This window comes from Paraburkholderia kirstenboschensis (genome assembly GCF_904848585.1).
Classification (GTDB): domain Bacteria; phylum Pseudomonadota; class Gammaproteobacteria; order Burkholderiales; family Burkholderiaceae; genus Paraburkholderia; species Paraburkholderia kirstenboschensis.
The window spans coordinates 55435-68294 of the sequence record NZ_CAJHCR010000012.1; the positions used below are offsets into that span (position 1 = coordinate 55435).

Annotated in this window: 9 protein-coding genes and 1 pseudogene; 8 read left to right on the top strand and 2 right to left on the bottom strand. The window is 62.8% G+C overall.

Annotated features, from left to right (window positions below; translation table 11 throughout):
- Nucleotides 1-108 precede the first annotated feature (108 nt).
- The 7 genes and pseudogenes from JMY24_RS25735 to JMY24_RS25765 all read left to right on the top strand — a co-directional run bounded on the left by JMY24_RS25735 (nucleotide 109) and on the right by JMY24_RS25765 (nucleotide 7192).
- A complete protein-coding gene (locus JMY24_RS25735) occupies nucleotides 109-1152 on the top strand; it encodes a DUF1254 domain-containing protein (RefSeq protein WP_128596784.1) in 1044 nt (347 codons plus the stop codon).
- 80 nt (nucleotides 1153-1232) lie between these two features.
- Nucleotides 1233-2675: a DUF1214 domain-containing protein gene (locus tag JMY24_RS25740; protein ID WP_164853711.1), complete on the top strand. Its 1443-nt coding sequence runs from the start codon at nucleotides 1233-1235 to the stop codon at nucleotides 2673-2675.
- Between the two features lie 161 nt (nucleotides 2676-2836).
- Nucleotides 2837-3018, top strand: a pseudogene (locus JMY24_RS25745) (SDR family NAD(P)-dependent oxidoreductase); the annotation flags it as partial.
- A 155-nt stretch (nucleotides 3019-3173) separates the two neighbouring features.
- On the top strand, nucleotides 3174-4355 hold the full coding sequence (locus JMY24_RS25750; RefSeq protein WP_128596786.1) for a lipid-transfer protein: 1182 nt from the start codon (nucleotides 3174-3176) through the stop codon (nucleotides 4353-4355).
- 13 nt (nucleotides 4356-4368) lie between these two features.
- Nucleotides 4369-5568: an acyl-CoA dehydrogenase family protein gene (locus tag JMY24_RS25755; protein ID WP_128596787.1), complete on the top strand. Its 1200-nt coding sequence runs from the start codon at nucleotides 4369-4371 to the stop codon at nucleotides 5566-5568.
- A gap of 14 nt (nucleotides 5569-5582) precedes the next feature.
- Entirely contained in the window at nucleotides 5583-6737 is a 1155-nt protein-coding gene (locus tag JMY24_RS25760; RefSeq protein WP_128596788.1) for an acyl-CoA dehydrogenase family protein, read from the top strand.
- Nucleotides 6734-7192: a MaoC family dehydratase gene (locus JMY24_RS25765; RefSeq protein WP_128596789.1), complete on the top strand. Its 459-nt coding sequence runs from the start codon at nucleotides 6734-6736 to the stop codon at nucleotides 7190-7192. Before JMY24_RS25760 ends, JMY24_RS25765 begins: the two co-directional genes overlap by 4 nt.
- A gap of 27 nt (nucleotides 7193-7219) precedes the next feature.
- Here the strand turns inward: JMY24_RS25765 and JMY24_RS25770 are convergent, their stop codons facing one another.
- Complete coding sequence (locus JMY24_RS25770; protein WP_128596790.1) at nucleotides 7220-9922, bottom strand: LuxR C-terminal-related transcriptional regulator; 2703 nt, start codon at nucleotides 9920-9922, stop codon at nucleotides 7220-7222.
- A 222-nt stretch (nucleotides 9923-10144) separates the two neighbouring features.
- Between JMY24_RS25770 and JMY24_RS25775 the strand changes: the two genes are divergently transcribed.
- A complete protein-coding gene (locus JMY24_RS25775) occupies nucleotides 10145-11563 on the top strand; it encodes an MFS transporter (protein WP_128596791.1) in 1419 nt (472 codons plus the stop codon).
- 66 nt (nucleotides 11564-11629) lie between these two features.
- Here JMY24_RS25775 and ampC read toward each other — a convergent pair whose 3' ends face one another.
- A complete protein-coding gene (gene ampC / locus JMY24_RS25780) occupies nucleotides 11630-12802 on the bottom strand; it encodes a class C beta-lactamase (RefSeq protein WP_128596792.1) in 1173 nt (390 codons plus the stop codon).
- Between the last annotated feature and the right edge of the window lie 58 nt (nucleotides 12803-12860).

Here is a 12860-nt window from a genome sequence, read left to right on the forward strand (position 1 = left end):
GGCGCGGTATGCCTACACAAAAAGGAGGGGGCGGCGTGCGCGCTGACGGCACTAGACTCCAGATCCTGCTGGCTTGATCAGGCAACCAGTGTCACGTGAGGAAGAGCCATGAACCAGCGTATCAACCTGCTGTGTACTGTCGCGCTTTGGACGATTTTGGGCGCGATCGTGCCTTCCGCGGCGCACGCGGGTCCCGCTGTGCCGGGCGCGCTCGCCGTCACTGTCGACAACTTCGAGCGGGCCGAGTCCGATATGTACTTCGGGGCGCTAGCGAAGCATGGAGCCTTCGGCAAACTCTTCCATTACCGCGAGCTGATGCCGGTCGAGCGGCAGGCGGTTGTGCGCGCGAACCGCGATACCCTGTATTCGGTAGGCGTTTTCGATCTCGATGCAGGCCCCGTGACAATCACGCTGCCCGACGCAGAGAATCGCTTTCGCTCGGTCGCGGCTATCAGCGAGGACAACTATGTGCCCATGGTCGCGTACGGCAGCGGACCCTACACGTTCACGCGCACGCAGATCGGCACGCGCTACCTGCTGATCGGCGTGCGAACGCTGGCCGATGTGCGCGATCCCGCGGACATGCAGGCGGTCCATGCGTTGCAGGACGGCACCAAAGTGCAACAGGCCGCGCCGGGCAAGTTCGAGGTGCCGCACTGGGACGAAGCCAGTCAGAAGCGCGTCCGCGATGCGTTGGTCACGCTGGGGGCGACGCTGCCCGACCTCAACGGAGCGTTCGGCATGCGCGGCGAGGTCTCGCCGGTGCGTCACCTTATCGGTACGGCCATCGCGATGGGCGGCAATCCGGAGAAGGACACGGTCTACCTCAACGACACGCCGTCACACAACGACGGGAATACCGTCTATCGACTAAGAGTAGCGGACGTTCCCGTCGACGGATTCTGGTCGATCAGTGTTTACAACGAGAAAGGCTTCTTCGAGCCGAATGGCCAGAGCGCTTACACGGTCAATAACGTCGTAGCAAAAAAGGACGCCGACGGCGCGATTTCCGTGCAATTCGGCGACTGTGACGGCAAGGTGCCGAACTGCCTGCCTATCACGCCCAACTGGAACTACATGGTCCGCATGTATCGTCCACGTGCCGAGGTCCTGGATGGCCGCTGGAAGTTTCCGGAGGCGCAGGCGCGCTGACAAGACGCTCAGATAGTCCACGCGCGTCGGCAATCTTGATGGCACTTCAATCGTTCGTGACTGCATTGCGAGGAAATCCGATGAATCGAACATTGCGGGCATGGCATGTATGCGGGGTGTTCGCCCTTGGCAGTTTGCTGCTCCAACCCGCCATCGCGCAGGTTGCAGATACAACGGGTTCGGCCGCGATAATCGCCCAGGCGCCCGTCGACGAACCGCATAGCCGCGACGCCTTCGACGCCGCCGTCTGGGGCATGCCGATCGTCAGCGTCGACGCCATGCGCGACGCGTACTTGCGCGACGCCGGGGCGCACTACAACGATATCGTCTACTGGTCGCGGCCGGCAGACTGGAAGAACCAGACAACCACACCCAATTCGTCGTCGCTTTACGTCTACTTCAACTACAACCTCAAGGACGGCCCGGTGGTTATAGATATCCCAGCGGCGGAGGGCATCGGCGTATTCGGCAGCGTGCTGAACAGCTGGCAAGTGCCGCTGGCCGATGTGGGGCGGGAAGGCGAAGACATGGGAAATGGCGCACGCTACCTGCTGCTGCCGCCGGGTTTCGAGGGCGAGCCGCCGGCGGGTTACGTTGCTCTGCAGTCGGACACGTACAACGGTTATGCGCTGATTCGCGTGACACCCGGCACATTGTTGCCGGACGACCTCCGCAAGGCGAACGCCTTTGTCCATAAGATGCATGTGTCGAGTCTCGCCAACGCATCCGGCAACGCGCCACAGCGCCTCATCGAGATGGACGGCAAGGTGTTCGACGGGATTGTCCAGTTCGACGACACGTATTTCGTTCGTCTCGCGCGCATGGTAAGCGAGGAGCCGGCGCTGCCGCGCGACGCCGGTGCGTACGTGCGACTGCGCGCGCTCGGCATCGAGCCGGGCAAACCTTTTATGCCGGACGCAGCCATGCGCGCGCGTATGCACGCCGCCGCGCTGGAGGCGCGAGCTAGCTTTCGCCAGACGCTTCAGTCCGGCGCACGTCCCTGGTGGCCCGGTTTGCAGTGGGGCATCGTCTCGCCGGTCCCCTTGGCCGTCAAAACGCATTTCACTTTCGACGATGGTCAAGGCGTGGACACCCGACTGCGCGGCGCGCTCTATTTCCTTGCCTACGCACCACCGCAAAAGCTCGGCAAGGCGACTTTCTATCTGACGAGTTGGCGGGACCAGCAGGGCGAATTGCTCGACGGATCGACTCACTATCGTCTCCGCGTGCCGCCGCATGTACCTGCGTGGCAGTTCTGGGCGGTCAACGTCTACGACAGCGAGACAAGCGGATTCATTCGTCATGCGCCGCGCGTTGGCATTGATTCCTACGACAAGGGTCTGCAACGCAACCCGGACGGATCGATCGACATCTATTTCGGACCGGTGCCGCCGGCGGGCAAAACGGAGAACTGGATTTATACCGCGCCCGGCAAGCCGTGGTTTGCGGCCTTCCGGCTGTATGGACCAGAGCCGGCGATTTTCGACCGATCCTGGACCATGGCAGATATCACGAGACAGTAGGCTCGATTGAAGAAACGGGATCGTGAGTAATGCAGGAACCGTCGTCACAACCGGTGGAGCGTTTCTAACACGGGCTGGGTCTTAGCGTCGCTCGACCGGACGACGCTCGACATGCACGTCGCGTGGTTTCGATCGGGTGAACACATCAACGGAAGATGAGCATGCGCACTGCACGGCAACCTTCGATCTCAACGGCAAGACGGCTCTCGTTACCGGCGGTTCCAGCGGGCTCGGCCTGCAGATCGCCGAAGCGCTCGGCGAGCAGGGCGCGCGCGTCATGTTGTCGGCCCGCAAAGTCGACGAACTGGAAGAAATACTCGCCGCGGATGGCGGCGTAAGCGCGGTATGAGCGTTCAATAAAGTTCGCCTATGCGCAACTTGGCGGCGTTCTCGACCCCTAAAAAAGGAAGGGGCGTCCACCGGCGCACGGCCCCTATCATCAATCGTCGTCAGTTCGCCAATGTGGCGCAAACAATGCGAAACGAAACAGGAGCAGTTATGACGCGCAAAGTGGTAGTGGCCGGAGTGGGAATGGTTCCCTTCACCAAACCCGGCGCCAGCGAGACCTACGATCTGATGGGCGCGGCCGCGGCACGGCTCGCGCTCGACGACGCAGGCGTCGCATACGAGGCGATCGAGCAGGCGTATGCCGGTTTCGTCTATGGCGATTCGACCGCGGGCCAGCGCGCGCTGTATCACGTTGGCATGACGGGCCTGCCCATCATCAACGTCAACAACAATTGCTCGACGGGGTCAACGGGCCTCTACCTCGCTCGCCAGGCGATCGAGTCCGGCGCGCTGGACGTCGTGCTCGTCGTCGGCTTCGAGCAGATGAACGCCGGCGCGCTGAACAGCTGTTTCACCGACCGCCCGCTGCCGCTCGACCTGTTCTTCGATCAGTGCGACCGTCTGGGCGTGCCGCCCGAAGTGCCGCCGGCGCTGCGCATCTTTGGCGGAGCGGGCATGGAGCACATGAAGCGCTTCGGCACGCCGCTCGAATCGTTTGCGAAAATTCGCGCGAAGGCGAGCCGCCATGCGTCCAACAATCCGCTCGCGGTATTTCGCCAGGTTCTCAGCCCCGAAGATGTGCTTGTCGACAAGGTAATGTGGCCTGGCGTGATGACCCGTCTGATGGCTTGTCCGCCGACCTGCGGCGCGGCGGCGGCGGTGCTGTGCAGCGAAGAATACGCACAGAAGCACAAGCTCGACTCCCGCGTATGGATTGCCGCCCAGGAATTGACCACGGATCGCCCGATCGCACTCGAAGGCGACGATCTGCGATACGTGGCTGGTTACGGTCTTGCAAAAGAGGCCGCTGAGAAAGTGTATGAAGCGGCTGGCGTCGGCGCGGAAGATGTCGACGTAGTCGAACTGCACGACTGTTTCGCGCACAACGAACTCATCATGTACGAAGCACTGGGCCTGTGCCCGGAGGGAGAAGCCGCGAAATTCATCGACGACGGCGACAACACCTACGGCGGCCGCTATGTCGTCAATCCGTCCGGTGGCCTGCTGTCGAAAGGACACCCGATCGGCGCTACCGGCCTCGCGCAATGTACGGAACTCGTCAAGCAACTGCGCGGCGACGCCGACAAGCGCCAGGTCGAGGGCGCCCGCGTCGCGTTGCAACATAACGTCGGGCTCGGCGGTGCGTGCGTCGTCACGATGTACCGCATCTAACCCGGAGACGTCGATGGACTTCCAGTCGGACCCAGGGCAGGACGCGTTTCGCGAGGAAGTGCGGGCGTTCCTGCGTGAGCATCTGCCCAACGAGCTTCGCGGTAATGCGATAGGCGAAGTGCGCTCGGTACGCGAACGCATCAAGCGCTGGCAAGGCATTCTGAACGCGCGCGGATGGGGCGGCCCGTATTGGGCGCGTGAGCATGGCGGCACGGGTTGGACGGTGTTACAGCGCCTCGCATTCGACGAAGAATGCGCCGCCGCCGGCGCTCCGACGCAAGACTTCCTTGCGCAGAAGCTGTTGGGTCCCGCGCTCAACGCGTTCGCGTCGCAGGAGCAGAGGGACGAGCACGTGACACGCATCCTGAGCGGCGAGCGTCTTTGGTGCCAGGGCTTTTCGGAGCCGGGTGCAGGTTCGGATCTCGCGTCGCTGCGTACGAGCGCGGAGCACAGTGGCGGTCACTACGTCCTGAACGGTCAGAAGATCTGGACTAGCTATGCCCACGAAGCGGACTGGATCTTTCTGCTCGTGCGCACGGACAGCACGGTCAGGAAGCAGGCCGGCATCAGCTTTCTGCTCGCCGACATGAAGACTCCGGGCATTACGGTGCGGCCGATTCGCAGTATCGACGGTTGTCATCATCTGAACGAGGTCTTTTTCGACAACGTGCATGTACCTGTGGGCAATCTCGTGGGCGCAGAGGGCGACGGCTGGAAGATCACCAAATTCCTGCTGAACAACGAACATGCGGGGGCTGCGGACTTGCCGCTTCTGCGCAAGTGCGTGAGCCGGCTGAGAGCGCTGGCGGTGAGCCAGCGTGTCGAAGGGCGGCGCCTCATCGACGATCGCGGGTTTGCATTGAAGCTCGCGCGCCTCGAAGCGGAGGTGAACGCCATCGTCATGATGGTCCAGCGCGTCGCGGCAATGGAGCAGGACCACAGCCCCGCTGCGCACGCGCTCGGTTCGATGCTCAAGGTGCGCGGTACCGAGCTGCAGCAGAAGATCACCGGGCACCTCGTGGAAGCGCTCGGCGGCGATGGCGCTGTGGCTTATGCAGAGCCGCACGATACGACCGGCGGCGCTCCGTTGCCGCGCGAGAACACCGGTCGCGGCATTGCCACGGAGATGTTCTTCCGCCGCGCGGCAACCATCTACGGCGGCGCAAGCGAGGTTCAGCGCGGGATCATCGCCAAAACGCTGTTTCAACTCTGAGAGCGCAACCTGTCATGAATTTCAATCTCAACTCAGAGCAGCAGATGCTGCAGGACAGCGTGCGCCGCTTCGTCGCGCGGGACTACAGCTTCGAGGCACGCAACGCGGCGCTTGCGACCGGCTTGGCTTGCAGCGAGTCGCACTGGCGTGCATTTGCCGACAACGGCTGGCTCGCGGCGGCAGTACCGGAAGCTTATGGCGGCTCCGACGGCACGGTGATCGAGACGGTCTTGATAGCACAGGAATTCGGCCGCGCGCTGGTTGTCGAGCCCTACATGGGCTGCGCGGTGCTGGGCGCGCAGACCATCGTCGCGGCCGGCACGCACGCGCAACGCGAGCATCTGTTGCCGCTTGTCGCCGACGGCACGCGAAAAGTTGCGCTCGCCCATGGCGAGGGGCAGGCAAGCGGCAACGTGGCGTCGGTCGAAGCGCGCGCGGTGCGGTCGGACGAGGGCTACCGGTTATTCGGCAACAAAACGCTCGTGCCGGGAGGCGCCGACGCGCACACGTTCATCGTGTCGGCGGTGACACCGGACGCCGACGGCCTCACGCTGTTTATGGTCGATGCGAACATGCCCGGACTGCAGCGCCACGTGCTGCCGCTTCACGACGGCAGCCGGGCCGCCGAACTCACACTGGACGGCGTAGCCGTGACGCGCGCGGCGGTTCTGGGCGCGCACGGTCAGGGCCTGCCCGCCGTACAGCATGCGCTCGCGCACGCCACCGCTACGCTATGCGCCGAACTGGTTGGCGGAATGGAGCAGGCCATCGCCATGACCGCGGATTATCTCAAGGTCCGCAAGCAGTTCGGCGTGCCGCTTGGCAGCTTCCAGGCCTTGCAGCATCGCCTCGCCGACATGGCAGCTGAACTCGAAGTGGCGCGCTCGATGTTGTACGCGCTGCTCGCGTCGATCGCGAACGATACAGCGGAGCAACGCGACTACGTCGTTTCGCAGACGGCGTCGCTCACGAGCGCGGCCGCGAAGTATGTGTGCGGCCAGGCGATCCAGTTACATGGCGGCATCGGCATGACCGAGGAGTACCAGGTTGGCCACTACTACAAACGCGCGATCGTTGCCGAAGCGCTGCTAGGCGGCGGCGACAGGCACGACGCACGATGCGCGCAATACTTGCAGCGAACCCTGGTTCACGGAGACACACGAAAATGACAGAGTTTGAAAAGATTACGGATCTCCAAGCTATGTTGGGCGAGGCGATCGGCACGAGCGACTGGCTGCTGATCGACCAGGCGCGTGTGAACCAGTTCGCTGATGCGACTGGCGACCATCAATGGATTCACGTGGATGTGGAGCGCGCGAAAAATGGCCCGTTCGGTAACACGATCGCGCATGGCTTTCTGACACTCAGCCTGCTGCCCGCGTTTCTCGCGACAGCGTTCAGTATCGCCGACGTGCGCAGCGGCCTGAACTATGGCCTCGACAAGGTGCGCTTCATTGCGCCGGTGCCGGTGGGCAGCCGCCTGCGCGCGCATTTCCGCCTGATCGGCTTCGAGCCGATCAGCAATGAAGGCGCTCAGGTCAAGTTCGAGATGACCGTCGAATGCGAGGGCGTCGGTAAGCCCGCATGCATCGCGGAGTCGATCATGCGCCTCTTTCCGCAATAGCCGGTTAGTGCCTTGAAGGCGTCGGCTTTACTCGATGAAGCCGTTCTTGCGTGCCCACAGCATCGCGTCGTAGCGGCTCGAAACGCTGAGCTTGGCGAACACATTGCGTAGATTCCACTTAACGGTTTCGAGCGTGATGTTAAGCGCAAGTGCAATCCGTTTGTTCGACATCGCTTGCGCGACCAGTGCGAGTATTTCCAGTTCACGCTGGGTCAACGTGGGCTGCGCCCTGTCGCTGTTATCGCGACGCTTCGCGGCCAGCTGATTGTCTATGGTGCGAATGTCCGTGAACCGCTCCAGCAAAGCAGCCACGTAGCCCGACTGCGCCCCGTCGAGCCATTTTTCCGCGAGTACACGCTCGAAGAGGGCGGCAGCGGCGGTTCCTTCGTCAATGAATGTGCGCACGAGCCCTAATCGGGCACCCGCTTCAACAGCTTCAGCGAGAACCGGTTTCGCCTCTTCGGTCCGCCCGAGTTCCACCAGAAGGGTTGCCGATAAAAGGTTGGCCAGCGCGTGCAGCCGGCCGCGCCCTAAAGCCTTTGCGCGCTCACGTACGAAAAGCAACGCGTCGAGCGCCGACTCGGGCTGCGTCGCGCGCAGCACCCGCGCCCGCGCGAGCGCGGCAACGACCGGAATTTCCGCCTTGACGCCTTGATCCGCGTAGTGAGCTTGGGCAAGCTCGTCGAGCAACGCGCCGAGTTCGGCGGCGCGAGCGCTGTTGTTCTTCAGCAGCAGTATCCGGATCTGTTCCGCCAGCATGTGGGCGACGGCGCGGGACTGCTGAAGGTTTCGCAGATGGGCGGTCTGCTGGTCGAGAAACGCCAACGCGACATCGGCGCTCACCTGCAGCAGGTCGAGCCGTGCGCGGCAAAGCGATGCGCGTATCGTGATATCGGGCCCCGACGCTCGCAGCAGGCCAGGGCGATTTGCGATGGTCTCGCGTGCGTCGTCGATGCGGTCGAGTTCGTAATAAGCATCGACCAGCACGCTCGCGCAAATGTTCGCGCCGATCGAATGACGTCCGGCGGCATTGACCGAGCGTGCAAGCAGCGGCGTGCCGAGACGCTCGGCCTCGCGCACGTCGCCCTCGCCAAGCAACGCGGCAACACGGGCGGATTCGACGACGAGCGCCATGTCGTTATCCCGGTCCGCAGGCGATACGGCGCGCAAATCGAGCTGGCGTCGTGCGTCCGCGTATCGCCCGCAGGCCGCATAGGCGACGCACAATTCCGCGACCAGCAGATAGCGCAGAAACGGGTTCTGGATGACCATATCGCGGAGTGGCTCGAGCAGTTCAAGCATCCGCGGCGTGTCGTCGTTCTGGAACGCAATGGCTGCGTGGATCAACGGAATGCAATTCGTGAGCTCGGCGTCTTCGGACATGACGCCGGACTCCAGGTGCGCGAGCCATGCCGTCGCCTTGGCGGTGCGGGTGGTTAGCGCAATTGTCAGACAGGCAATAAAGAGCAGACGTCGGTGCCGTACAAGCGTTGCTTCCGGAAGCCGCTCCAGAAGATGCAGCATCGGGCTGAGGTATTCGAGGCTCCATGTCGCGGGCTCCGCGCGCTCGATGACCGTGGCCGCGAACTCGTGGTCGCCGCCCACACTGGCGTGGCGCAACGCCTCGGCGAGATAGCCGTGATCGGCGAACCAGTGGCTTGCGCGCAGATGGAAGGCCAGTGCGCCGGCTGGATCGGCTGAGGTGAGCCGTGCAGCAAGAAACTCGCCGAACAAAGGGTGAAAGCGATACCAGGCAAGGCGCTCATCCGAATCAACCCGGCTGATCAGCAGGTATTCGTCCTCCATGCGCTTTAGCAGATCACCTGCGTTCGGATTGCGCGTGACGTGCCTTGCGAGCGGCGCGCTGAAGCGGCGAAACAGTGACAACGCCTCGGCGAACGCCACAAGTCCGGGAGGCAGATTCGCCATGACCTCTTCGCTCAGGTAGGTCTGCAGATCGCCATGGCGCCAGGCGAGATCGCGCAGCGTGCCGAGCGATTGTGGTCGGTTCTTCAGCATGACGACGATAAGCTGCACGCAAGACGGCCAGCCGCCCGTGACATCGTGAATCAGACGTAGATCGTCCGCGGGCAGCTTGTCCTTTCCCAGGTTCTCTTCGACGAAGATTCGGGTTTCGGCCATGACGAACGGCAAAGACGTGCTATCCAGTTCCGCGAGCTGATTCATCATTCGCAGCCGGCTCAGCGCGAACGGCGGCGCGCTGCGCGATGCGATCACCAGATGAAGCGTGCCCGGCGCCTGGTCGAGGAGCTTTTGCATGAACCGGTGTACGAGCGCTGCATCGACAAAATGATAGTCGTCAATGAAGACGTAGATTTCTTTGGCCAGGTCGAGCACGCCATCCACCAGCAACGCCACCAGAGCGTCCGCGCCGGCAGGGCTTGCATCCTCGAACAACAGATCCGGCCCGGCGCGCAGCCCCACGCGCTGCATGGCCATGAATAATGCGGAGCAGAACCCGGAGTAGCTGTTCTCGTCGGCACTGAGCGATAACCATGCGACTTCCGCGCCCGCCTTTACGCAGGTCTCGCGCCATTGGGCGAGCAGGGTGGTCTTGCCATAGCCAGCGCTTGCCGTAACGAGCGCGAGCGTAGCGTGCGGCGCGCGCTGGAGTTGCGTCAGGAGATCGGTGCGCCGTATGGTCTTCGAACCAATACGCGGTGGTGCGAACCTCGTGGATGCCACAGGTTTGGGGAATGCGGTTCTCAAGTCGTAGCCAGGTCGGTGCCCAAGGAAACTAACTTAACACAACGCCCGGCCGGTCACGCCCATCCGCGACAACGCAACGTATCAGCGCGCGACACTCCTGAACGACGCCCCCGTTCCATCCCGATGACGTATTTCTTCTATGTCGCCGATTTATGTCGGCGTCTACTGAATGTGCTGATCGGAACATCACTCGCGGCCGCGCCGCAATATTCAGGGGATGCCATGCTTACCGCTTCTCAGTCTCGCGCGAGCGCCGCCGCGCGGCTCGAACGGCTGCCGTTCTCCGGCTACCACCGGACCATCTTCATCATTATCGCGATTGCGTTCTTCTTCGATTCGGTCGACCTGGGCACGATGACCTTCGTACTCGGTTCGATCAAGACGGAGTTCGGTTTGTCGACCGCGACCGCTGGCCTCGTCGCGAGTGCGAGCTTCTTCGGCATGGTAGGCGGTGCGGCGGTAGCGGGCTTGCTCGCCGATCGCTTCGGGCGCCGACCGGTGTTTCAATGGAGCATGGTGCTGTGGGGTCTCGCTTCCTATCTGTGCTCGACCGCACAGAGCGTCGAAGCGCTGATCTTCTATCGCGTGCTGCTGGGCTTCGGCATGGGCATGGAGTTCCCGATTGCGCAAACGCTCTTGTCGGAATTCGTTCCGGCTTCTTCGCGCGGGCGTCTGATCGCGCTGATGGACGGCTTCTGGCCGCTCGGCTTCATCACTGCAGGCGTGGTGTCGTACTTCGTGCTGCCGACCTTCGGCTGGCGCACGGAGTTCGCGTTGCTCGCGATTCCCGCCGTGTTCGTGCTCGTCGTGCGACGCATCGTGCCGGAATCGCCGCGTTGGCTAGAACATCGCGGACGTCTCGCCGATGCGGACACAGTCCTCGCCGACATCGAAGCAAAAGTCATGAAGTCCGCGGGGCTGAGCCAATTGCGCGCGCCGGTCATGCTCGCCGAGCCTGTGGCCGCCAAAGGCGCCGGCGCATTTCGCGAGATATGGAGCGCGGCTTACCGGCGTCGCACGATCATGGTGTGGACGTTGTGGTTCTTCGCGTTGCTCGGCTTTTACGGTCTGACGTCATGGCTCGGCGCGCTGATGCAGCAGGCCGGCTTCGCGGTGACGAAGTCGGTGTTGTATACAGTGCTGATCTCTCTCGGCGGTATTCCGGGCTTTATCTGCGCGGCCTGGCTCGTTGAACGCTGGGGACGCAAGCCGACCTGTATCGCGTCGCTCGCGGGCAGCGCGGTAATGGCCTATGTGTACGGGCAAACCGCGCTCCACGCGCAAACGCCCACGTTGCTGATCTGCGCGGGCCTTGCAATGCAGTTCTTTCTGTTTGCAATGTGGGCGGTGCTTTACACCTATACGCCGGAACTCTACGGCACCGGTGCGCGCGCCACGGGTTCGGGCTTCGCCTCGGCGATTGGCCGCGTCGGCTCGCTGATCGGGCCGTATGTGGTCGGCGTCGTGTTGCCGGTGTTCGGCCAGGGCGGCGTGTTCTCGCTCGGCGCGATGTGCTTCGTGGTAGCGGCAGCGGCCGTGTGGATACTGGGCATCGAAACACGTGGACTCGCGCTCGAGACGCTCGTGTCGGAAGCCGTGGAGAGCGACGCGCATGGCGTGCTCAGTCCGGCGCGCGAGTAGACGGGTTCGCCACGGTGCAGCGGTTGCCTGTCTGCTGCACCGTTGGCGCGATCGCGCCTCTCCGGCCTACTGTGCGCTCGCGGCGAGTGCCGACATGATCCGATACGCCGCGCTTACACGCTCCTCGATGGGGAAGTTCTTATTGGCGAGCAACACGACGCCCACGCGTTTCTGCGGAACGAAGGCGACGTAGGTGCCGAAACCATTCGTCGAACCGGTCTTGTTGATCCACACATTCTGCTGCGGCGGCAGCGGCGGATCGATCACAGCGGCCGGTGTCGGAGTGACCGCCATGGCGGGCGAGTTGCCTTCATGCAGGGTTGAGAGCGCGACCGGATACGCGTATTGCTCCCATATGAGGTCTTGTGTCAGCACACCGGCCTTGAAGTAGCCAGTGTGCGTGGCCGTAATCGCGTGCTGAAGCTTGCTGTCCACGTCGATCGGGTTCATGTTCGCCTGAACGAAACGGACCATGTCGGCGGCGGTGGTTCTTACGCCATACGCTTCGTCGGCGAGAACGCCGCCTTTCATGCGGACCGGTGCGCCGTCCCTGGTGTAGCCCTGCGCGTAGTCGCGCATTTTCGCCGCGGGAACGTGGATATAGCTGCTCGTCATGCCGAGCGCGGGAAACATGTGCCTCTCGATCAGCGACGCAAAGTCCTGGCCCATGCTCTTCGCGGTAATCAGACCAAGCGTGCCGATGCCGGGATTCGCATACGTGCGGTAAGTGCCGGGCGCGTAGGCGGGCTTCCATGCGTTGAAGTACTGCAATAACTGCGCGTTGTCGTGAATATCGTCGGGCACCTGAAGCGGTAGGCCGCCGGGCGTGTGCGTGCCCAGGTTCAAAAGGCTCACCTTGCCGAACGCGCTGCCCTGCAATGACGGCAAATATTTCTGCGTCTCGTCCGACAGTTTCAGTTGACCGTTGAGTTGCGCATAGGCGGCGAGCGTCGCGGTAAATGTCTTGCTGACAGAACCGATTTCGAACAGCGTGCGTTGCGTGACAGGCTTGCCTGTCTGCAGTGACGCCACGCCGTAGTCGAACACATACGTTTTGCCGTTCGCGATCACGCCGACCGCCATGCCCGGCACATGGTATTTCGTCATCAGCGGTTCGATTGCCGAGTCCACTACAATTTTGATCGCGCCTTCGGTGTCGTCGGCCGCATGGCTTGTCGGTGCGATCGCGCTCAGCGCGAAGACGACGGTCGCCATCACGCACACGGCTTTTAGCTTCATATCCAGCGTTTCCTTGAATTGTTGTCGACGGGTGTGCTGACGCAGCACTATCCGGCTT